Here is a 20672-nt window from a genome sequence, read left to right on the forward strand (position 1 = left end):
CCACCTGAGCCCATGTGCCAGTGCGCAATTCGACGACCCCAATGGTAGGGCAGGCCATTGGGGTCGTTGTCTGTTCAGACCAGCATGTCGTCGACGTACAGCCCGAACGAGCCACGGCCGCACAGCGCCAGCGACGATTCGACATCGTTACCAGCATGGATACTGCCCGTATGCGCATCCCGCCAGGCCCGTTCGATCGGATTGCCACGGCGTCGTGACAGGCCGCCCGCGGCCTGGAAAACCAGATCGATCGCGGTGATCGCGCGCTCGGTGCCGCACACCTGATCCCGGCGGCCACGCAGTCGCAGCTCCATCGGGATGTCCTCGCGGCGGCGTGCCCGTTCGTACAGGTCCTGCAGATTCCGGTGCAGCTGCAGGACGGCCGCGTCGACATCCGATTCGGCCCGCGCCACGGCGATCTGCACGGACCGGTCCGTGCTGAGACTGCCGCCCCCGAAACTCGGTCGGTTGAGATTGCGCATACGCGTCAGAAATTTCTCCAGGCAGCCTTCCGCCAAACCGATCATCGGTGCGGTGACCGAATAGCTGTACATCGTTCCGAACGGCATGCGATACAGCGGACCGGTATTCAGTTTCTGGCCCGGACCACGCCGGTGGGTGACGTCGTAGTTGCGCGTCGTCCGGTATTCCGGGACGAAGATGCGCTCGATGTACAGGTCGTGGCTCCCGGTGCCGCGCAGGCCCACGGAGTCCCACACCCTGTCGATACGGTAATCCGCGCGCGGTACCAGCGCGGACACGATATCCACCGGATCACCGTTCTCGGCGTAGACAGTGCCGCCGAGGACCGCCCATGACGCGTGTGCGCAGCCGGATGCGAAGCGCCAATGTCCGCTGAGTTCGTAGCCCCCTTCGACCGGTGTCAACCGGCCGACCGGCGCATAGGACGGACAGATCAGCGCATTCGGGTTTTCGGACCACACCTCGCGTTGTGCGCGCTCATCGAAAAGTGCCACATGCCATGGCACTACCCCGAGCACCGAGGCCACCCACCCGGTGGAGCCGCAGGTGCCCGCGATCATCCGGACCACGTCGTAGAACTGATTCGGATCGGCCTCCAGGCCGCCGCTCCACTTCGGTTGCAGCAGCCGAAAGACGCCGACGGCGATCAGGTCGGTCATCGTCTGTTCCGGTATTTCGCCGGTCACGTCGACCTGCGCCGCGCGTTCGGCCAGTTCCGGCAGCAGCCCGCGCACCGCCTCGGCTACATCGTTGTCCATGCGGTAATCCTGCGCCTCGAGCACCGCGTACTCCAGCCGGAACACGGTCGGCTCGCACGCCGCTGCCGCTGAACGGGAAGACGCGGCGCGGACGATGAGGCGGCTGCGCGGCCATCCCGCTCTGCGGAAGTTCTCCGCCGGTCGAATGTGCGGGTCATCACACTAGGGGAGCTTTCGTCCCCGGGACGGAATTGCTGGCGATGAGTGCAGAGATCGAAGGAGATCCGTTGAAAAAATCAATCTATTTCAGATTACAGCGCTGGTCGGCGTGGAGCGGATTCCTGGTGCTCGTACTGATGCTGGTCGCCTACGGGATCGGCGACCTGCTCTCGCCCATGAGTCCGACGATGACCGCGAATGAGGTTCGCGACTTCCTGGTCGAGCATCAGCACGGGATTCTGCTGTGTGTGGCCATCATGGTGCTGACCGTGCCGTTCGAATATCCATACGTGGTTGTGACCAGCATGCAGATGAAGCGGGTCGAAGGCGGCTGGGGCTGGTTGTCGATGGTCCAGCTGACCACCGGCGTCGTCGCGCCGACCGGCTTCTTCTACCCCTTGGCGATTCTGGCCGCCGCCGCATATCGGCCGGAAAGCCATTCCCCCGATGTCCTGTCCGCGATGACCGACATCTTCTGGCTGATGTATGTGGGTAATGCCTGCATTTTCGTGCTGCAGGTCTGGTCGATCGGATTCGCTTCCTACTTCGACCAGCGCGCCAAGCCGATTTTCCCGCGCTGGTACGCGCACCTGAGCATGCTTCTGGGCGTGCTGCTCATCTCGGGCGCCTTCGTCTTCCTGAACAAGACCGGCCCGTTCGCGTGGAATGGCATTCTGGCCCAGGGCATTCCGGCGATCGCCTACCTCGTCTGGAAGGTCGCCACGCCGCTGGTACTGCTGAAGGCGATCAAGGGCGAGGAAGCCGAACTCGCCGCGAAGGACGTCGTCGAGGCGGAGCCTGCGACCGCTTAGCTCTGGTGGCCGCTGCCGGTTTCGTGCGGGTTGCACGAAACCGGCAGCGCCTTTATGGGTAGGTACCGGTCATCTCGACCGATGACGAGTCGGAGGAATACAGGTGAGTGAATCGCGGCCGGCCCTGCACGTACCGGCACGGGATATCCCCGTGCCGACGTCGGTGAGCGAGCAGGCGCAGACGATACTGGCGCGGGGCAGGCTCGGGCCGTCCCCGGAATATCCGGCACTGGATGACCTGCAGGGCTGGCGGGACATGATCGCATCGGCGGACGCCGAAGTGCTTGGAATGCTGGCGATGCGAGGCGGGGCGACGGATGCGCCCGGTCCTTCGGTAGCCGAGATCGATATCGACGGCGCCAAGGTCTATGTGATCACTCCCGCGGGAGTCTCCGACGAAGACCGCCGGGTGTATCTCGATCTCCATGGTGGGTCCTGGATCCTGTGCGGCGGCGAGATCTGCCGCGCGATGGGTATCGGCGCGGCCGCCTCCGTAGGAGCCCGTACCTGGTCGGTCGATTATCGGATGCCGCCCGACCACCCGTTTCCGGTCGCACTCGACGACTGTCTGGCCGCCTACCGCGCCCTGTTGAAGGAATATCGCCCGGAGCAGATAGTCGTCGGTGGTACCTCGGCCGGGGCGAATCTGGCGGTCGCGCTGATCCTGCGGGCCCGCGACGAAGGTCTCCCATTGCCCGCAGCGGCGGTATTGGGTACGCCCGCCGTCGATCTCACCGAGGCGGGTGACACCTGGCAGACCAATCGGGATCTCGACAATGTGCAGACCGGGAGCGCGATGCCCGCCATCCTGCTTTACGCGGCGGGGCACGATCTGCGTGACCCGTACCTGTCGCCACTGTTCGGGGATTTCACGAAGGGCTTTCCGCCGACCCTGCTGCTGAGTGGCACCCGGGATGTGTTGTTGTCGGACACCGTGCGCCTGCACCGGAAGCTGCGCGCGGCCGGTGTCTCAGCGGATCTGCATGTCTTCGAAGCCGCGGGTCACGGGATGTTCCTCGGGACCGCACCGGAGGACCGGGAAAGGGCCAGGGAAATCCGCCGATTCGTCGACGAGCACTGGGCGGGCACCGGGCGCTGAGACGAGCACTGGGCGCTGATCCGAGACTGAGGCCGGGTATCGCAAAAACCGATTGCGATACCGGGCCTCAGTTATTGTTGCGCAGGGGAATTCGTCGCCACGTTAGACGGAGAGTGCGAAACCGCCTGTCACACGCAGTGTTTCGCCGGTGACGAAGGATGCCTTCGACGAGACCAGGTAGAGCAGTGCCTCGACGATGTCGCGCTCCTCGCCCTCGCGCTGGAGAATCTGCTGTCCCATGACGCGCTCGGCCTCGTCGCGAGCGAGTTCGGCGCGAATGGTCTCGGTGAAGATCAGGCCAGGTGCGATCGCGTTGACGCGGATGCCGTCGGGGGCGAATTCGCGGGCGAAGGACATGGTCAGGCCGCGCACGGCGAGTTTGGAGACGCCGTAGACGGTTCGGTTGGCGTAGGCCGCCGACGACGAGATATTGACGATCGATGCGCCCTCGCGCCCGGTCATCGCCTTGTGCGCCGCCAGGGTGCAGTTGACCACGCCCATGACATTGACGTCGAATACCCGCCGGACCTTGGCCAGGCCGAGTTCGGTGAACGGTCTGTTGTATGCGGCGTGCAGGCCCGCATTGTTGACCAGGATGTCGATACCGCCGTGGCGTTCGGTGACCGCGTCGATCATCGCGGTGACGCCGTCTTCGTCGGCGACATCGCAGGCCACGCCGGTCGCATTGCGGCCCTGTGCGGTCAGCTCCGCGGCGGCCGATGCGGCGACATCGCCGTCGATATCGGCGAGCACGACGTGCGCGCCCAGTTCCGACAACGCGGTGCCGAATGCCTTACCGAAGCCGCGGCCACCTCCGGTGATGACCGCGATCTTGCCCTCATGTTCGGACATCGCGTCCCTCCTTCGAACAGGGCACCGTAATACGATGCCCGACTTGAACTTTCGTGTTCGGAACCGCGATCACTTCGGGGCGAAGCGCTGGCCCGCGTCCAAGCGCAGGCACTGGCCGTTGAGCATGGGGTTGTCGATGATGGCGAGGGCGAGTTTGGCGTACTCCTCCGGACGGCCGAGCCGTTTGGGGAAGGCGGCGTCCTTGACCAGTTGCGCCCGCATCTCGTCCGGGATTTTGACGGTTATGCCGGTGTCGAACAGGCTGGGCGCGATGGCGAGCACCCGAATGCCGAGGGAGCCGAGATCACGGGCCATGGTGAGGCACATACCCGCGATGGCGGCCTTGGCGGCGCCATAGGCGACCTGACCGATCTGGCCTTCGAAGGCCGCGATCGACGAGGTGTTGATGATGACGCCGCGTTCGCCGGTCTCCTCGGGATCCTCCGGTTCGTTGCGGCTCATATGCGCTGCGGCGAGCCTGCTGATGTTGAAGGTCGCGACGGCGTTGAGGTCGAGCACCTGACGGAAGGTCTCGAGGTCGTGCGGACCTTCCTTGCCGAGCGTGCGCTTGGCCTTGCCGCCGCCCGCCGTGGTGATCGAGACATGCAGTCCGCCAAGGGAATCCACCGCGTCGGCGAGTGCCTGCTCGGTCGCCGCGAAGTCGGTGATGTCGACGGGGTGGAAGCTGGCGCCGAGTGCGGCGGCGACCTCGGCGCCCGCCGTACCGGGACGGTCGAGCACCGCGACGTCGGCACCGCGCGCCGCAAGCAGTTCGGCACTGGCCCGGCCCATGCCGGAGGCGCCGCCGAATACGACGGCCTTCTTACCCTTGATTTCCATGAAATTCCTTCTCGCTCAGACGGATGCGGGGGACTGTTGCAACAGGGCGCACAGCCGGTCGCGATGGACGGTGACGCCGCCGTAGAGGACGGCGTCGGTCTCGGCTCGGCGCAGGTAGAGATGCAGGTCGTGCTCCCAGGTGAAGCCGATACCACCGTGTAATTGCAGGGCGCGGGCCGTGACCTCCCCGGCGGCGGAGGAGGTATAGGAAGCGGCCACGCAGGCGGCGCGCGTGGCGTCATCGGCATCGGCGGCCATCGCCGCGTAGTAGGTCGCCGCGCGGGCGCCGTGCACGAACATCGCCATATCGGCGCACGCGTGCTTGACGGCCTGGAAGGTGCCGATCGGCCGCCCGAATTGCACGCGGGCACCGGTGTATTCGACGGTGAGTTCCAGCATGCGCGCCATGACTCCGAGGGCATCGGCGCATCGCAGTACCGAGGCGTAGTCGAGCAGCCATTGCACCTCGGCGACTCCGCCCTCGAGGCGGCGCTCTGCCGGGACGTGCACTTGCTCGAGCCGGACCTCGTAGAACGCGCGCGTCAGATCCAGGACCTGCTGACGCCGCACGGTGACCCCGGCGCTGTCCCGGTCGACGAGAAATGATGCCGGAACGCCTTCGTGTCGCGCGGTGACCAGCAGCCAGCGGGCGCCGCCCGCGTCCTGTACCGCGGTCTTGACCCCATCGAGGATGAACCCGTCCCCCTCCCCCCGGGCCTCGGCCTGTACCCCGTCCAGCGTCCACGGTGCCCGCGGTTCGGCGAAAGCCCAAGTGGCCCAACCGGATCCCTCGGCGAGCGCGGGCAACACCTCGGCCCGCAGTGCGGGTGCACCCGCGGCGGCGATCGCGGCACCGACGACGGCGGTCGAGATAAACGGGCCGCGTCCGAGCCCGCGCCCGATCTCCTCCGCGACCAGTGCCAGCTCGACCAGCCCCTGGCCCGCACCGCCGTACTCCTCGGGTAGAGCCAGGCCGGGCCAACCGAGCTCGGCGGTGAGCCGCCACAGCTGCGGGTCGACGTCTTCGTCGCGCTCCATCCAGGTCCGTAACGTCTCGATCGGCGCCCGGTCGGACAGTAGGTCGCGCGAGGCAGCGCACAACATCGTCTGCTCGTCGCTGAGCTCGAAGTTCATCAGTCACCACCCGATGCCGAAGACATAAATGTCATTGCGAAGGTATCCTTTTTTACATCTCGAGTCGAGATTCACCACGCTTTTCGCCTCGGATCTTTCAGGCAGCGCGGTAATAGAGTACAACGAATTATATGACTGACGCCGTTTTGCTCTCCGCCTGCCGTACCGCCATCGGCACCGCCCGCAAGGGCACCCTGCGTGATACCAGCGCCTTCGATCTCGCCACCGTCGTTGTCCGGGAGGCGGCGCAACGCAGCGGCCTGCCGCCGGAGCTGATCGATGACGTCGTGCTCGGCGAATCCGTGGCCGGTGGCGGCGATATCGCCAGGTATGCCGCGATCGAGGCCGGGCTCACGCACGTTCCCGGCTTGGCGCACAACCGGCACTGCGCTTCCGGATTGGCCAGTATCGCGACCGCCGCCGGGAGCGTGCTGGCCGGGATGGATCGTGCGGTGATCGCCGGTGGGACCCAGTCGTTCTCGACCGCTCCCGTTTCACGGCGGCGGATACCCGGTACCGACGACTGGCAAGACCCGTGGAGCTCGCCGTCGCATGTGTCGACGCCCGAGGCGCCGAGCAACGATATGGCGATGCTCGTCGGTTGGAATACGGCGCGGCTGGCCGGGGTGTCCCGGGAGGAGATGGACGCCTGGGCTCTCGGGTCGCACGAGCGGGCCGTCGCGGCGATCGATGCAGGCCGGTTCCTCGACGAGATCGTCCCGGTCAAGGTCACCGATCGGGACGGCGGGGTGTCGGTCTTCGACGTCGACGAACATCCGCGCCGCGGTTCCAGCATGGCGAAGCTCGCGGCGCTGAAGCCGCTGCATCCGGAGATCGAGGGTTTCTCGATCACCGCCGGTAACTCCAGCGGATTGAACGACGGTGCGGCCGCGGTGGTCGTCGCCAGTTCCGAATTGGCCGCCGAACACGGGCTCGCACCGCTGGCCACGGTGCGGTCGTGGGCGAGCGTCGGCGTCGATCCGGTGCGCACCGGCCTGGCGCCGATCGAGGCGATCCGAAAGGCGTTGGACCGGGCCGGGATCGGCATCGGCGAGGTCGATCTGTTCGAGATCAACGAGGCCTTCGCATCGGTGACCGTGGCCGCGGTTCGGGGTTTGGGCCTGGACCCCGAGCGGGTCAATCCGTTCGGCAGCGGTTGCAGCCTCGGCCATCCCATCGCGACCACCGGCACCCGGATGGTGGTGACCCTGGCCCATGAATTGCGCCGCCGCGGCGGCGGTACGGCGGTCGCGGCCATGTGCGCGGGCGGCGGCATGGGTTCAGCACTGGTCCTGACAGTCTGAGCGGCCGTGATCGAGAGGCCGGACGAAGAACTGGGTGCTGCGGGGTCGGACATTGAGGGGCTGAATGCCGCAGGGCAGGGTGCCGCAGGGGCGGACGCCAGTGGACCGGATGCCAGTGGGTTGGATGCCGGTCGGCTCGACGCCAGTGGGCTGAACGCCGAGGAGCTGAGTACGGAGGGGCTGGTCTGCCGCTGGGTGGACGGCGTGTTGTGGCTGACCCTGGACCGACCGAGGGTGCGCAACGCGATGACGATCACGATGCGCCGGGGGTTGATTGCGGCGATGCGCGCGCGATTCCGATGCCGCGACCCGGTTGGTCGTGCTCACGGGAACCGATCCGGCATTCTCGGCGGGTATCGACCTGAAAGAGGCGCTGGGCAACGGGGCCGGATCACCGCGCGGGGCGCGCACCGATCCGGCGGCGGTGGTGCGGGCGGCCCGCACGCCGGTACTCGGGGTCATCAACGGGTTGTGCTTCACGGGCGCACTGGAGTTGGCGCTGTCCTGTTCGTTCCTCATCGCCTCGGAGCATGCGAGTTTCGCCGACACGCACGCCGCGATCGGATTGCCGCCGGGGTGGGGGATGAGCGCACTGCTGCCGCGGGCGGTGGGTGTGCGGCTGGCGCGTCAGATGATGCTGACGGGGGAGCGGATCGATGCGGCACGGGCGCTGGCGGTGGGGCTGGTGAACGAGGTCGTCCCACACGATCGGCTGCTCGACCGAGCCTGGGAGCTCGCGGATCTGATCCGCCGCACCCACCCGGACGCCGTCGTGGGGACACTCGAACTGCTCGCCGACGGTGAAGGCACCAGCCTGGCCCACGCCCTAGCGCTCGAGGCGCGGGCGAAGTTGCGTTGGCGCTCGGACGTGGTGGACGTGGCGCGCCGATTCGCGGCTCGGACCAACCGAAAGTAACTGTGCGACAACCGACAAACCGAGCGTGTGAGTGCTACGCCGGTCCTGTGAAGGTTCGCCCTTCCGGCGAGCGCATCATTTGGGGTGGTGGTACTCCTGGGACGAACAACAGCTGGTTGTCGAACCCTCACACTGCGACTGAGCGGCTGACATAGGCCGATTCGGAAGAGCCCTGTACCTCGCCTGATGGCGAGGTACGGGGCTCTTGTACATGCCGATCGCACTGATCAGGGTCATCGATCAGGCGAGCACTCTGGTTGTGGTGTCCAGAGTGCTCGCCGTAGCGATGCGGGCGTCCCTGTCAGGTCTTCCCGATTCGGCTACTTCGGTGCGGGCATCGGCGAGTTGATGGTGGTGAAGTACTGGATGGCCGCCATGATCGCGACCGGCGCGGTCACCAGGAGCTGCCCGGCCAGGGTGCCCAGCGCACCGATGGCCACGATCCCGCCGATACAGCCGATGGCCGCGGCGGGGATGAACGGACCGAACAATCCGACGATCGTCGCCGAGGCGACGGTGGCGCCGGCGATGCCGCCCAGGACACAGCCGGCGGCCCCGCCGGCGATGCCGCCGACCATGGTGCCGACTGTCGCACCCATCGTGATGGTGCTGATCATCCGGCTGAACGCGGCCTGTTCCCGGTCGTATTGGGTCTTCCAGGGGGCCTGGTCCTCGTAGGGCAGGGCGACCGGCTTGTACACCGCGTGTTCACGATCGAACTGCGGGGTCAGCGTGGCGGTACGATCCTTGATCTCCGCAGCGATGGGGAAGACGAAATCGTCTACCCGGAAAGCCAACTCGGCACCGGCGAGGGTGGTCCCGTTGGCTGCCTTGATCTTGAATACCCCGTCTTCCACGGCCATCGAACCGGCATCGGTGGTGATGATCGTCGATCTGTCGGTGGCATTCGCCGTGTAGTTCACGCCAAGGTCGTCGGCCTGTGGTGCGGCGGCCACAGGGGGTGCGGTAACGGCGAGCGCGGATGCCAGTAACACACCGGCGGCTGCGATCTTCCTCATCCTGTATTTCTCTTTTCTTTCGGATCCCTCGGACTTCGATGTGGAGGGACGTCTACTTCGGCACGACCTTCAGGTCCGGAATCTGCTCGCCGCAGGCCGGAGCGCCATTCGTGTCCGGCACGAACTTGTCGCCGCGCAGGATCGAGATGAAGGTGCAGTTGCCCGGGGAGCCGACCGAGTAGGAGCCCCGGTTCTCGAAATCGGCAGGCTTCGGGAACAATCCACCGGCGGTCCAGGTCTTATCGGTGCGCAGCGCGGACATCAACTGCTCCTGGCCGGCATTGCAGCCGGCCTTCTCGAGCCCCTCGATCAACAGGTCGGCGCTGACCCAGCCCACCGCCATCGAGAAGGACGGGATACCGGTCTCCGAGCCCGCGTACTGCTTCAGTGCCGCCGAAAATGCCCGAGTCGCTTCGGTATTCATCTCCGTCGGTGCGAAGGACGTCATGAAGCCGACGCCTTGGCCCGCCGCGATCGCCGGCGGCGACTTCAGCAGATCCGCCCCGTAGCCGGTTGCCAGCAGCACCGACTTCATCTCGACACCGGCCTGCCGCAGACCGGTCATGAGCGCGAATCCGGTATCCGGAATGACCGGCGCATACAGCACATCGGCACCGGATTCCTTGATGCCGAGGACGTAGGGACCGACATCGGTGGTCCCGAACGGAATGCGGATGTTGACATAACCGCGCGTCAGACCGGCGTGTTCGGCCGACAGTGCCGCGCCTTCCGCCGACTTCGTGGCACTCGGGGTGTTGTAGGAGAGCACGGCGGCCTTGGTGCCGCCGATCTTCTTCCAGTAGTCACCCAGGGTCGTCGCGGTCTTGTTGTAGTCGGTACCACCCGTCGCGGCGAAGAGGTTGTCGTACTTCGGGTTGAACCACTGCTCGCCGCCGTCGAAGCCGGCGCCGAGGAACGGCGTCTTGCTCGCCTGGGTGCCCGCGTACTGCCCCGCGCCGTAGAAGTACGTGCTCACCGGCAGCACCGCGTAGACGCGATCCTGCTGCACCAACTTCTGCGCCGCGGTCAACGCGCCCTGCGGTGTGGACTGGTCATCACCCATGACGACGTCGAAGCCGCGCGCCGCGCACTTCCCGTTCGCCGCCTGGTATGCGGCGAAGCGGGCTTTCACTCCGGGTTCGGTACCTGCGTAGTTGGCGGTCGCGGCGCCGCTGAGCGAGGTCAGCACACCCACCTTGATCGGCCCGCTCGTATTGCCCGGGCCGCCGGAGCCGCCGCTGCCGCACGCAGGAACAAGAAACATTGCGGCGCACACCCATGCTGCGATCGCACCGACTCTGCGCATCTGCACTCCTCTAGCTATCGCCGATCCAGCTACGGTGCCGGAACGGCTCTGAGGGCTACAGTGGAGCATATTCAGTACCCTTTGTATCCGGTTTTCACGAAGAATCCGGACAAAATCCTTGACGATGACCCTCTATTAGCGCACTCTTACCCATACCTCCAGAGCGTCGAACTTTTAGGGGCCTCACCGTTGCTCTCCTACGTTCTCGCCGGCCTAGCCCTCGGAGCGATTTACGCAATCGCCGCGGCATCGCTGGTCGTCACCTACGTTTCCTCAGGCGTTTTCAACTTCGCCTTCGGCGCCATGGCCTTCGCCGTCGCCCGCTTCTACTTTTTCCTGCACGTCGAACACGGGTGGTCGATGCCGCTCGCGGCTGTCGTCGCGATCGGGCTGTTCGGCCCGGCTCTCGGCATCGCGCTCTACGTGCTGCTTTTCCGCTACCTGCGATTGCGCTCGCCGCTGGTCAAGATCGTCGCGACGATCGGCCTTTCGGTCGCATTGCCACCGCTGGTCAACCTGGTGCTGGGACACCTGGTGAACACCACGGCACCCGGCCTGGCTCCCCAACCGCTGCGGATATTCCACGTATTCGGGGCGGTCGTCGATATGAACCAGGTGATCACCTATACGGGCCTGGCAGTGGTTCTGCTCGTCGGCACCGGGCTGCTGCGGTATACCGATATCGGCCTGCGGGTTCGGGCCTTGGTCGACTCCGAGTCGCTGACCGCGATGTCCGGAGTCAGCCCGACCCGGGTGTCGCTCGGCGTGTGGGCATTCAGTGCACTGTTGGCCGGACTCGCGGGGGTGCTCGTCGCCCCGACCGCGGGACTCACGGTCGAGGGCATGACCTCGTTGATGTCGGCCGCCTTCGCGGCGGTGGTGGCGGCGCGGCTGCGCAGTCTGCCGATGGCGGTCTCGGTCGCGCTCGCTATGGGTGTGGTCACCAATGTCATCCAGCGCTACCTCGATCCGCAGAGCCCGTTCTCGGCGCAGATCGTGCCCAGCATCCCGTTCATGTTCATGCTGGTCTTCCTGCTGTACTACGCGGTGCGTGGACAGGCGGGCGATACCACGGCGGGCGGCGCGCTCGATCGCGCGATCCGTACGGCGAATGCCGGAGCGCCCGGTAGCTCGGGCGGGACACGCACCGGGCGGACCCGACCGACGGCCGCACTCGTCGCGGCCGTGGTCACGTTGGTCATCGTCGCGGTACTGCCCCTGGTCCTCGAGGACTTCTGGGCAGGGCTGGTCGGTGCGGGTATCGCGCTCGCGATCGCGCTGCTGTCGTTCACGCTGGTCACCGGTGAGGGCGGCATGATCTGGCTGTGTCAGATCACTTTCGCGGGGATGGGTGCCATCTTCGCGGCCGATCTGACCACCAACTCCGGATGGTCGCCGCTGGTGGCGGTCCTGGTCAGTGCGCTGTGCATCGTGCCGATCGGGGTGATCCTCGGATTGCTCACCATCCGCCTGGGCAACCTGTACGTTGCCCTGGTCACGCTGACCTTCGGCCTGCTCGCCCAGAACCTGATCTTCATGCGGGACCGGTTCTACAACTCCGGCCAGGGCATCTATATGCCGCGCCCCGAATGGGCCGCGGACAACGCGACATTCGCTCTGCTCGCCCTGGTGGTGTTCGTCGGGCTCGGTCTGCTCGTGGTCAATCTGCGGCGTTCGACCGCGGGACTCGCGGTGACCGCGGTCCGGTGGAGCGAACCCGGCTCGCGCACACTCGGCCTGAGCATTCTTCCGATCAAGGTGCTGGTATCGGCCCTCGCCACGTTCGTCGCGGCGATCGGCGGCGGATTCCTCGCGCTGAATTACCAGTCGGCGCTGCCCGATTCGTTCAACGCGTTCACCGGTCTGGTCTGGCTGGCCGTCCTGGTCACCCTGGGCTCACGGTCGATCATGGGCGCGCTGGTCGCGGGGGTGGCCTTCGCGGTGTTGCCCAGCGTGTTCCAGACCTATCTGCCGACGAGTTGGGCCGAGATCCCGGTCATCATGTTCGGTTTCGGCGCGATCATGCTCGCCCGCAATCCGGACGGGATCGTCGCGATGCACGCGCGGCAACTCGACGATGTCATTCGTTGGTGGCAGCGCCGACGGCCAGCCGTCGAACGCTCCGAAATATCAAAGGCAACAACGGGTTCCGAGACGACACCGGCCGCGGAGCAATCCCGCGAGCGCGTCGAGGAACCACAGCTGACCCCGGGAGACCTGGCATGACCACCGAACCGACCCCACCGCGGATCGAGGCCAAAGGTGTGACCGTCCGCTTCGGTGGACTCGTCGCCCTCAACGACGTCGACCTCCAGGTCCCACCCGCCTCCATCGTCGGTCTCGTCGGCCCGAACGGCGCGGGTAAGAGCACCTTGTTCGCGGTGCTGTCCGGACTGCTGAAACCGAGCTCCGGCGCCGTCGTGATGGACGGGCACGACGTCACCAAGGCGAGTGCGCAGTCGCGGGCCCGGCGCGGCCTCGCCCGCACCTTCCAACATCCGGAGCTCTTCCCCGGACTGACCGTCCGCGAGCACGTGGTGCTCGGCTACCGACTCCGGCACGCCCGCAGCCGGATGTGGACCGACCTCGTGACGGCGGGCGGTTTCCGCCGCGCCCCCGCCGACGAGGACCGGCGGGTCGACGAGATCCTCGCCGCACTGCAACTGACCGGGCACGCCGATCTGCCGGTGGCCGGACTGCCGCTGGGCACCAGCCGGCTCGTCGAGATCGCCAGGGCACTGGCCGTCGATCCGAATGTGCTACTGCTCGACGAACCGTCGTCGGGGCTGGACGCGCGCGAAACCGATGAGCTCGCGGGCACATTCACCCGTGTCGTGGCCGACCACGGCGTATCGCTGCTGCTGGTCGAGCACGATGTCGATCTGGTGCTCGGGCTCAGCGATGTCGTCCATGTGCTCGACTTCGGAGTCAAGATCAGCGAAGGAACCCCGGCCGAGGTCCGCGCGGATCCGGCCGTGCGCGCCGCGTATCTGGGCGCGGGCCCCGACGAGGAAAGGACCTCGGCATGACCACCACGTCTTCCCTGCTCGCCGTCCGCGACCTGAGCGTCCGCTACGGCGCCGCGCAGGCGCTGCAGGGCGTGACCTTCGATGTGCACCCGAACAGCGCGCTGGCCGTGCTCGGGCCGAACGGTTCCGGAAAAAGCACCCTGGCCAGGGCGCTGTCCGGGCTCGTCACGCCGGTGGACGGAACCGTCGAACTCGACGGCCGCGATATCACCGGCGCGACGCCGGACCGGATCCGGCGCGCGGGTCTCGTCCATCTGCCCGAAGGCCGCGGCGTGTTCCCGACCCTGACCGTGCTGGAGAATCTGCGCATGGCCACAGCGGCCGACCGGCGGCGCAGGGCCGCGGCCATCGACCATGCCTTCGAGATCTTTCCCGTGCTGCGGCAACGGCAGCGTCAGGCCGCGGGGACCCTGTCCGGCGGCGAACAGCAGATGCTGTCGCTGGCCAGGGCGCTGATGGTCGAACCACGGTTGGTGATCGCCGACGAGATGTCGCTCGGCCTGGCGCCGAAGATGGTCGATGTGGTCTTCGAGAGCCTGCAGCGGGCCAGGGCGGCCGGTGTCGCGGTGCTCATGATCGAGCAGTTCGCCAGTCGCGCACTGGCTTTCGCCGATCACTGCCTCATCCTGCAGCGCGGGCGGATCGCCTGGTCGGGTGCCGCCGACCAAGCGGGTGACGAACTGCTGCGCGGTTATCTCGGTGACGCCACTGCGGCTTGAGGTGTGGATAGAAAAGGGGCCGAGGCGCTTTGCCTCGGCTCCTTTTCGGATCACTCCGGCTCGATGATGGAAACCGTCTTGTAGCGCAGGAATTCGTCGATCCCGGCCCGCCCGCCTTCCCTGCCGTAACCACTGATCCCGACGCCGCCGAAGGGCGTATGCGGGAGGTTCTGGCGCGCGCCGTTGACGTAGACGCCGCCCGCGTTCAGTCGCTCGGCGAGTCGGTGCACCCGGGTGAGGTTTGTCGACTGGATATTCGCGCCGAGGCCGTAGGGCGTGCTGTTGGCCAACGCGACCGCCTCGTCATCGGTCGAGAACTTGAAGATCAGCAGTACCGGGCCGAAGATCTCCGTCTGTGCGATCTCGTGGTCGGGATCGGTATCGACGATGACCGTCGGCTCCACGAAGTTCTTGTCCGCGAGGTCGCCGCCTGCCTTGTTGCCGCCCAGCACGATTCGGCCCGCGCCATCACGCCGGACGCGGTCGAGCATGCCGCAGACCCGCTCGACAGCCGCGGCATTGATGAGCGGTCCGACCTTGACCTCCGGATCGAACGGATCGCCCACCTTGTAGGTGGCCGCGATGGCGGTTACCCGTTCGACCATCTCGTCGTGGATGTCCTCGTGCACGATCAGACGGCTCGGCACGGCACAGCCTTGGCCTGCCAGCACTCCGATGCAGTCGCGCACAGCACGGTTGGCCACGGCCTCGAGGTCTCCGGCGTCCGGGAACACAAGGCTCGCGGTCTTACCGCCCAACTCCAGCACGGCGGGTTTGAGCTGGTCGGCACACGCGTGCATGATCTGGCGCGCCGCGACGGGCCCGCCGGTGAAACTCACCTTCGCCACCTTCGGATGCCGAACCAGGGCGGCTCCAGCCTCCGGGCCACCGGTCAGGATGGTGCAAACTCCCTGCGGCACACCGGCTTCGCGCAGCAGTTGCGCGAACAGATCAGGGGAGAAGGGGGTGAACTCCGAGGGTTTCACCACGACGCAATTTCCGGCCGCCAGCGCCGGTACGACCTTCATACCGAGGGAGATGACCGGTCCGTTCCAGGTGACGATGATGCCCACGACGCCATACGGCTCGGGCGCCGTATAGGAGAAGTACTCGCGAGTATCGAGTGTCGAAATCAGTTCGCCGGACAACTTGTCACACCATCCGGCGTAATAGCGCGCCCAACTGATCGAGTTGTCGATGATCCGCCGCCCGAAGTGCAGTGGCGTACCGCCGTCGAGCGCTTGGAGATCGACGAAATCCTGACGGTGTTCGACCAACAGTTCGGCGAAACGCGTGAGCACATCGCGCCGCGCTTCGGGCGTCCAGCGCCGCCACGAATCCGCCTGTGTGGCAGCCAATTCGATGGCCGCATCGATTTCGGCCGCACCCGCCAAGGGAATTCGCGCCTGCACCTCGCCGGTATAGGGATTGCGGTGTTCGAAGACACCGCCCGATCCGGCGTCGAGGACCGTATCCCCGTAGCGAAGTTGAACTCGGGGAGCGATCGTTGGCATGCATACCTCCGTGATGGGTGAAATTCAGCGAATGGTGAATCCGGCGTCGAGCGGTAGCTGGACTCCGGTCAGGTAGGCGGCCTCGTCGGACACCAGCCACGCGACGGCATTGGCGATGTCCTCGGCTTGCAGGATGTCGATCGGCAGGGCGTTCTGCATCTGGCTGATCGTGTTCTTGTCACCGCCGGCCGCCTGCGCGTGCAGCGCCGCCATGACCGGGTTCTGCGTCATGCCGGAAACCACCCCGGTCGGGTGGATGGTGTTGACCCGGATCATTTCGGCGGCGTACTGGTTGGCGAGCACCTGCATGAGACCCACCAGGCCGCGCTTGGCGGCGGTATAGGCCTGGGCCCCGGCCTTATCGCTGGCCATGCCTTTGATACCGGCCGAGGAACTTGTGATCACGATGGATCCGCCGCGCCCACCGGCACGGATCGCCGGAAGCACCGCCTCGATGGTGCGCCATACGCCGGTCAGGTTCACATCGATGATGTCGGTCCAGATGCGGTCGCGGTCACCGCCATCGGACAGGTGGACGATACCGGCATTCGCGAGCAGCACATCGACGCGACCGAAGCGTTCCAGGCCCAGATCGAGCACGCGCTGCAAATCGGCGGAACTGCGGACATCACCTGGTTCGGCGACGATCGCGCCGCCGACTTCCGCTACAGCTTCGGCGGTCGCCCGCAGGTCATCCGGTGTGGCGTTCGGGTAATCCATCGACGCGATGTCATCGCAGATATCGAGACCGATGATGTTCATGCCCTTGGACGCGAGCTTCACCGCGTGCGCGCGCCCCTGCCCGCGGGCGACACCGGTGATGAATGCGACCTTGTTGTCCGATGCCATTGCACCTCCAAATTTCTGGCTGTTCATGAGTGCCGCCGATCAGGTCGGCGTGCTGCCGGTGTGGGCCCGGGCGAGACGCAGGCCTTCCCACTGGGTCGGCGCTCGGATCGTCCATTCGCCGCAGGAACACCAGCATCGGTAGTGCTCGCCGTCGGGGACGATCGCCTGGCCATCGCAGGACCCGCCGCTGTTCGCGATGCTGGTCAGGAATTCGAGCGGCTTCTCTTCGAGCGCGCTTTCGTATTCGTCGTCCATTGCTCAGTCCTCGGCTTTCCGGAATACGGGCAGGAGCCAGCCATCGGTGATCGGATGGAAGTCGACGATGAGCTCCATGCCGATCCGCACCTGCTCGGGTTCGATATCGATGACGTTCGTCACCAAGCGGGCACCGGGAGCATCGGGCAAGTCCACAACGGCCGGGACCAGAGTCACTTCCGGCAATCCGGGGAACCCGTGCACCACGGCGAAGCTGTAAACGATTGCGCGGCCGGACAATTCGGGCCAGTCCACAGCGGTGGACAGGCATTCCGGGCAGAACGGCGTCGGCGGTAGCCGAAATGTCGCGCAGTCCGCGCATTGCGGTGCGACCAGCCGCCGCTGCTTCGCCGCCTGCCAGAACGGCTCGGTCACGGAGTCGGTTGTGATCGCGACGAAGTCCGACGGAAGCGCTGTGGCCAGGCGCGCGGCGTTCATCGGTCACGCCCCAGGATCAGACCGCTGACCGGGAGGCTGGCGGGCCCACCGGTGCAGAGTGCGAATTCGGCGTCGGCCACCTGGTTGATCGCGGTGCCGCGCAACTGCTCGACGCCCTCGACGATCTGGGTCATGCCGATGATGTACGCCTCGGAGAGCTGTCCGCCGTGCGGGTTCACCGGGATGGTTCCCGGCTTTCTGCGTGGGGTGTATCGGATCGCGCCGCTCTCGATGAACGGCCCGCCCTCGCCAGGCTTGCAGAAGCCGTAATCCTCCAACTGCATCAGCACCATCGGGGTGAAGTGGTCGTAGATGAGTGCTACGTCGATGTCTTGCGCTGTGATCCCCGCCTGCTCGTACAGCCGCCCGGCGATCGGTTTATGTCCGGACGAGGCGAAGTTCTCCTCCGGCATGCCGAACCACGAGAAGGCGCGGCCCCAGTCCCGAGTGCCGCCGTGTGCGACGGCTACCACGGGTACCGGCCGCTGGCGCAGATCGCGAGCACGATCGATCGAGGTGGTGATCACCGCGACCGCGCCCTCGGTCTCCAGGCAGAAGTCGTATACACACAGCGGTTCGGCGATCATGCGCCCGCTGAAATATTGCTCCTTGGTCAGCGGCGTCCGCTTCATCGCCTTGGGGCGATTCAGCGCGTTCTGCCGGGTCGACATCGCGATTTCGGCGAATGCGTCTCTGGTGGTGCCGTATTGATGCATATGGCGCCGGGCCAGCACCGATATCAGGTGGCCCGGTCCCGCCAGCCCGGCAGGTTGCAGAAACGACCCGACGGGGCTGACCGGCTTGGCCGCCATCACGGTGCCGAGGCGTTGCTTCTGCTGCTGCAACGCCATGACGGTGACCACGACCGACGCGTCACCGGCCACGATGGCCGCCCGCGCCAGGCCGATCGCCCCGGCGGACCCGCCGCCACCGGATGTCAGCGACGCCGAGAAACGAATCTCGGGAATGCCGAGGGTCTCCATGAAGTCGACGGACTCCATCTTGTCGCCGTATCCGGCGCCCGCGCCCGAGTAGTAGGCGAAACCATCGATATCCCGCACCGACAACCCGGCATCCGCACAAGCGGCGAGGATGGCTTCGCCGGCGAGTTGAACGATGGTCTTGCCCGCGGATTCACCCCGCCGGTAATAGGGCGTGGCCCCCACGCCGACGATCGCGACGTCACGCAATCCCGTATCGCTGGCCATCGGCTCAGACCTCGTCGGTTGGAATCGGCGGAACATGGGGGAACAGCTCGAAGAACGCGCCCTGCGTTATCCGCAGCCGGACCTCGTCCGAGACACCGTCGAACAGCGACTTCAGCGTGTCCTGGGTGTGGCCGAAGGTGCCTTCCATATGCGGGTAGTCCGAACCGAACATCACGTTCCGGTAGCCCATCGCCGTATACGCGGCGACCGCGGTCTCATCGTGCTGGAACGAGGCGTAGACCTGCGTCATCAAGGTCTGCTTCGGATCGCGCGCGAGTTTCGGCCGCACCGCCATGTGATGCTGGCGGTAGCCCTCGAGCATGCGATCGCCGAGGAACGGGATCCAGGTGGCACCGCCCTCGGAGATCAGCACCTTCAGATCCGGATGCCGATCAAGCGCGCCGGACGCGACCATCTTCATGGCGGCCCGCTGACCGGAGAAGGTCGATTCGGCATAGTTCAGAACCGCGCCGCCGGGGCCGCGGTAGACCACGCCCGCGCCGCCGCTGGTCATATCCACCGGATCCGTACCGATGTGGAAGGCCAGCACCATGCGCGCGCGTTCGGCCGCATCCCAGAACGGTTCCCAATCCGATCGGTGCCAGTCGGGTGCGCTGGCATGCGGGGTGGTCGGCAGGAATACCGCTCGAAAGCCGTGCTCGGCCGCCCATTCCAGTTCGGCGATCGCGTCCTCGACCACCAGCGTCGACACCTGGGCGGTCACGACATAGCGGTCCGATACCGCGGCGATCTCCTCGAGCGCCCATTCGTTGCTGGCCCGCATGCAGGCCCGGAGCAGTTCGGGAGTCCGGAAGGTCGAGGCCCACATCCCCAGCGAAGGGAAGATCACCTCACCCCAGACGCCTTCCTGGTCCAGATCCCGCAGACGCGCTCGCGCATCGCGGATGCCCTGTGCCCTTCGACTCGCCTCGAGGAACTCCACGGCCACCGAGCTCGGCAGTTTGCGTCGGAACGACTGTCCGTCCACGTGCACCGTCTCGTACTCGCCGTCGGGGTCCTTCTCGGACTTCGGCGTCAGTTCCGCGAGCCGTTCGGGCAGTCGCGATTCCCAGAGATCGGTCGGTTCGAGGAAGTGGGAGTCGCCGGAATTGGTCCAGATCTTCGGCATGAGGGTCCTCTGAAGCTCGGGCCGCGAGCACTGCGGCAGATAGGTCTCGAATCGGATGCTACGTCAATTTCTAATCGTTTGTCATTAGATATTGGGTTTGCAGAGTAAGCGGGGCTTCGGCGAACATGAGCATCGGCCGGCAAGCCGACGAGAATGGGGAGCCATGTCAACAGGCGCAGAGACCGCTGGCCGCAGACGACGGCACACCACGGGCGCGGCGACTCGCGAATTGCTGATGACGACGGCCGAGCGACTCTTCGCCGTGCGCGGGGTGGAGGGCGTGACCCTGCGCGAGATCCAGCTCGAAGCCGGTCAGTCGAATTCTTCGGTCATCACATACCACTTCGGCTCGAAGGCCGGACTGGTCCGGGCGCTGATCACTTTCCGATACCAGACCATCGACGCGCGCCGGGCCGCATTGGTGGAGCAGGCACGTGCCGACGGATTATCCGACGATCCACGGACAGCGGTTTGGGTGATCGTCCGCCCGCTGGTCGAGAGCATTCGAGCCGGTGAGATGTTCGTGCCGTTCCTGGCCAGGCTGAGCGAGAATCCCCGCGCGCACGCCGAATACTGGCCGGGGCACATCAAGGACACCACGGTCGATGTGCTCGAGGAATTGGTTCCCGCCGCACTTGGCGGCATGCCCGCTCGAGCACAGCGCGGTCGGCGGGTGCAGCTCTACAACAGTGTGCTCAACCTGCTCGGCGAGCACGCGCGCAGCCGGCAACGGATCAGTGAGGCGCAGCTCAACAATTACGTCGACGGCTGGATCGGCATGCTGACCGCGCCCCTGTCACCGTCGACCCGTGCGCTCCTGGAGTCGGAGGCACGGGCCGCGACGTGAGC

General features: G+C 66.2%; 20 protein-coding genes. 8 read left to right on the forward strand and 12 right to left on the reverse strand.

Translation table 11 applies throughout. The features are described 5' to 3' along the window. Positions 1 to 74: 74 nt before the first annotated feature. Entirely contained in the window at positions 75 to 1241 is a 1167-nt protein-coding gene (hsaA, locus tag ON44_RS37615; protein WP_040699428.1) for a 3-hydroxy-9,10-secoandrosta-1,3,5(10)-triene-9,17-dione monooxygenase oxygenase subunit, read from the reverse strand. Between the two features lie 227 nt (positions 1242 to 1468). Here hsaA and ON44_RS37620 point away from each other — a divergent pair, with 227 nt between their 5' ends. Next, the gene (locus tag ON44_RS37620; protein WP_083898395.1) at positions 1469 to 2212 is read left to right on the forward strand and encodes a hypothetical protein; all 744 of its coding nucleotides are present in this window, start codon (positions 1469 to 1471) and stop codon (positions 2210 to 2212) included. A 103-nt stretch (positions 2213 to 2315) separates the two neighbouring features. Then, a complete protein-coding gene (locus ON44_RS37625) occupies positions 2316 to 3311 on the forward strand; it encodes an alpha/beta hydrolase (RefSeq protein ID WP_306306535.1) in 996 nt (331 codons plus the stop codon). A gap of 102 nt (positions 3312 to 3413) precedes the next feature. Here ON44_RS37625 and ON44_RS37630 read toward each other — a convergent pair whose 3' ends face one another. From ON44_RS37630 to ON44_RS37640, 3 genes are all read right to left on the reverse strand, one after another. Next, a complete protein-coding gene (locus tag ON44_RS37630) occupies positions 3414 to 4163 on the reverse strand; it encodes an SDR family NAD(P)-dependent oxidoreductase (RefSeq protein WP_040699397.1) in 750 nt (249 codons plus the stop codon). Positions 4164 to 4232: 69 nt separating this feature from the next. Then, complete coding sequence (locus ON44_RS37635; protein WP_040699399.1) at positions 4233 to 5003, reverse strand: SDR family NAD(P)-dependent oxidoreductase; 771 nt, start codon at positions 5001 to 5003, stop codon at positions 4233 to 4235. 15 nt (positions 5004 to 5018) lie between these two features. Continuing rightward, complete coding sequence (locus tag ON44_RS37640) at positions 5019 to 6137, reverse strand: acyl-CoA dehydrogenase family protein (protein WP_040699401.1); 1119 nt, start codon at positions 6135 to 6137, stop codon at positions 5019 to 5021. Positions 6138 to 6268: 131 nt separating this feature from the next. Between ON44_RS37640 and ON44_RS37645 the strand changes: the two genes are divergently transcribed. Continuing rightward, on the forward strand, positions 6269 to 7441 hold the full coding sequence (locus ON44_RS37645) for a thiolase family protein (protein ID WP_040699403.1): 1173 nt from the start codon (positions 6269 to 6271) through the stop codon (positions 7439 to 7441). A 319-nt stretch (positions 7442 to 7760) separates the two neighbouring features. Continuing rightward, the gene (locus ON44_RS37650; protein ID WP_218007736.1) at positions 7761 to 8357 is read left to right on the forward strand and encodes an enoyl-CoA hydratase-related protein; all 597 of its coding nucleotides are present in this window, start codon (positions 7761 to 7763) and stop codon (positions 8355 to 8357) included. A gap of 320 nt (positions 8358 to 8677) precedes the next feature. Here ON44_RS37650 and ON44_RS37655 read toward each other — a convergent pair whose 3' ends face one another. Next, on the reverse strand, positions 8678 to 9376 hold the full coding sequence (locus ON44_RS37655; RefSeq protein ID WP_040699405.1) for a DUF8020 domain-containing protein: 699 nt from the start codon (positions 9374 to 9376) through the stop codon (positions 8678 to 8680). Positions 9377 to 9428: 52 nt separating this feature from the next. Then, entirely contained in the window at positions 9429 to 10682 is a 1254-nt protein-coding gene (locus ON44_RS37660) for an ABC transporter substrate-binding protein (protein ID WP_040699408.1), read from the reverse strand. A gap of 189 nt (positions 10683 to 10871) precedes the next feature. Between ON44_RS37660 and ON44_RS37665 the strand changes: the two genes are divergently transcribed. From ON44_RS37665 to ON44_RS51500, 3 genes are read left to right on the forward strand one after another with little or no spacing between them, the layout of a single operon-like run. Next, entirely contained in the window at positions 10872 to 12908 is a 2037-nt protein-coding gene (locus ON44_RS37665) for an ABC transporter permease (RefSeq protein ID WP_051182904.1), read from the forward strand. Continuing rightward, on the forward strand, positions 12905 to 13711 hold the full coding sequence (locus tag ON44_RS51495; protein ID WP_040699410.1) for an ABC transporter ATP-binding protein: 807 nt from the start codon (positions 12905 to 12907) through the stop codon (positions 13709 to 13711). Before ON44_RS37665 ends, ON44_RS51495 begins: the two co-directional genes overlap by 4 nt. Next, the gene (locus tag ON44_RS51500) at positions 13708 to 14430 is read left to right on the forward strand and encodes an ABC transporter ATP-binding protein (RefSeq protein ID WP_040699412.1); all 723 of its coding nucleotides are present in this window, start codon (positions 13708 to 13710) and stop codon (positions 14428 to 14430) included. Before ON44_RS51495 ends, ON44_RS51500 begins: the two co-directional genes overlap by 4 nt. Before the next feature lie 50 nt (positions 14431 to 14480). Here the strand turns inward: ON44_RS51500 and ON44_RS37680 are convergent, their stop codons facing one another. The 6 genes from ON44_RS37680 to ON44_RS37705 are packed head-to-tail and all read right to left on the reverse strand — an operon-like array spanning position 14481 to position 19823. Further along, positions 14481 to 15944 (reverse strand): aldehyde dehydrogenase family protein, encoded by a 1464-nt coding sequence (locus ON44_RS37680; RefSeq protein ID WP_040699413.1) that lies wholly within the window; start codon positions 15942 to 15944, stop codon positions 14481 to 14483. Between the two features lie 24 nt (positions 15945 to 15968). After that, positions 15969 to 16793, reverse strand: coding sequence for a mycofactocin-coupled SDR family oxidoreductase (locus ON44_RS37685; protein ID WP_040699414.1), 825 nt, complete (start codon positions 16791 to 16793; stop codon positions 15969 to 15971). Between the two features lie 39 nt (positions 16794 to 16832). Then, a complete protein-coding gene (locus ON44_RS37690) occupies positions 16833 to 17048 on the reverse strand; it encodes a hypothetical protein (RefSeq protein WP_040699415.1) in 216 nt (71 codons plus the stop codon). A gap of 3 nt (positions 17049 to 17051) precedes the next feature. Next, the gene (locus ON44_RS37695) at positions 17052 to 17486 is read right to left on the reverse strand and encodes a Zn-ribbon domain-containing OB-fold protein (RefSeq protein ID WP_040699416.1); all 435 of its coding nucleotides are present in this window, start codon (positions 17484 to 17486) and stop codon (positions 17052 to 17054) included. Continuing rightward, positions 17483 to 18694 (reverse strand): thiolase C-terminal domain-containing protein, encoded by a 1212-nt coding sequence (locus ON44_RS37700; protein WP_040699418.1) that lies wholly within the window; start codon positions 18692 to 18694, stop codon positions 17483 to 17485. The genes ON44_RS37695 and ON44_RS37700 overlap by 4 nt, the downstream gene beginning before the upstream one ends. A gap of 4 nt (positions 18695 to 18698) precedes the next feature. Then, positions 18699 to 19823: an amidohydrolase family protein gene (locus ON44_RS37705; protein ID WP_040699419.1), complete on the reverse strand. Its 1125-nt coding sequence runs from the start codon at positions 19821 to 19823 to the stop codon at positions 18699 to 18701. 163 nt (positions 19824 to 19986) lie between these two features. On the opposite strand from ON44_RS37705, the gene ON44_RS37710 reads away from it, so the two are divergent. Beyond that, entirely contained in the window at positions 19987 to 20670 is a 684-nt protein-coding gene (locus ON44_RS37710) for a TetR/AcrR family transcriptional regulator (RefSeq protein ID WP_040699420.1), read from the forward strand. Positions 20671 to 20672 lie beyond the last annotated feature (2 nt).

This window comes from Nocardia vinacea NBRC 16497 (genome assembly GCF_000308835.1).
Lineage (GTDB): Bacteria > Actinomycetota > Actinomycetes > Mycobacteriales > Mycobacteriaceae > Nocardia > Nocardia vinacea.

Bases quoted from the DNA above. Each gene is read 5' to 3' on its own strand.
- hsaA (WP_040699428.1), bottom strand. From the start codon at position 1,241: ATGGACAACGATGTAGCCGAGGCGGTGCGCGGGCTGCTGCCGGAACTG.
- ON44_RS37630 (WP_040699397.1), bottom strand. From the start codon at position 4,163: ATGTCCGAACATGAGGGCAAGATCGCGGTCATCACCGGAGGTGGCCGC.
- ON44_RS37635 (WP_040699399.1), bottom strand. From the start codon at position 5,003: ATGGAAATCAAGGGTAAGAAGGCCGTCGTATTCGGCGGCGCCTCCGGC.
- ON44_RS37640 (WP_040699401.1), bottom strand. From the start codon at position 6,137: ATGAACTTCGAGCTCAGCGACGAGCAGACGATGTTGTGCGCTGCCTCG.
- ON44_RS37645 (WP_040699403.1), top strand. From the start codon at position 6,269: ATGACTGACGCCGTTTTGCTCTCCGCCTGCCGTACCGCCATCGGCACC.
- ON44_RS37655 (WP_040699405.1), bottom strand. From the start codon at position 9,376: ATGAGGAAGATCGCAGCCGCCGGTGTGTTACTGGCATCCGCGCTCGCC.
- ON44_RS37660 (WP_040699408.1), bottom strand. From the start codon at position 10,682: ATGCGCAGAGTCGGTGCGATCGCAGCATGGGTGTGCGCCGCAATGTTT.
- ON44_RS51495 (WP_040699410.1), top strand. From the start codon at position 12,905: ATGACCACCGAACCGACCCCACCGCGGATCGAGGCCAAAGGTGTGACC.
- ON44_RS51500 (WP_040699412.1), top strand. From the start codon at position 13,708: ATGACCACCACGTCTTCCCTGCTCGCCGTCCGCGACCTGAGCGTCCGC.
- ON44_RS37680 (WP_040699413.1), bottom strand. From the start codon at position 15,944: ATGCCAACGATCGCTCCCCGAGTTCAACTTCGCTACGGGGATACGGTC.
- ON44_RS37685 (WP_040699414.1), bottom strand. From the start codon at position 16,793: ATGGCATCGGACAACAAGGTCGCATTCATCACCGGTGTCGCCCGCGGG.
- ON44_RS37690 (WP_040699415.1), bottom strand. From the start codon at position 17,048: ATGGACGACGAATACGAAAGCGCGCTCGAAGAGAAGCCGCTCGAATTC.
- ON44_RS37695 (WP_040699416.1), bottom strand. From the start codon at position 17,486: ATGAACGCCGCGCGCCTGGCCACAGCGCTTCCGTCGGACTTCGTCGCG.
- ON44_RS37700 (WP_040699418.1), bottom strand. From the start codon at position 18,694: ATGGCCAGCGATACGGGATTGCGTGACGTCGCGATCGTCGGCGTGGGG.
- ON44_RS37705 (WP_040699419.1), bottom strand. From the start codon at position 19,823: ATGCCGAAGATCTGGACCAATTCCGGCGACTCCCACTTCCTCGAACCG.
- ON44_RS37710 (WP_040699420.1), top strand. From the start codon at position 19,987: ATGTCAACAGGCGCAGAGACCGCTGGCCGCAGACGACGGCACACCACG.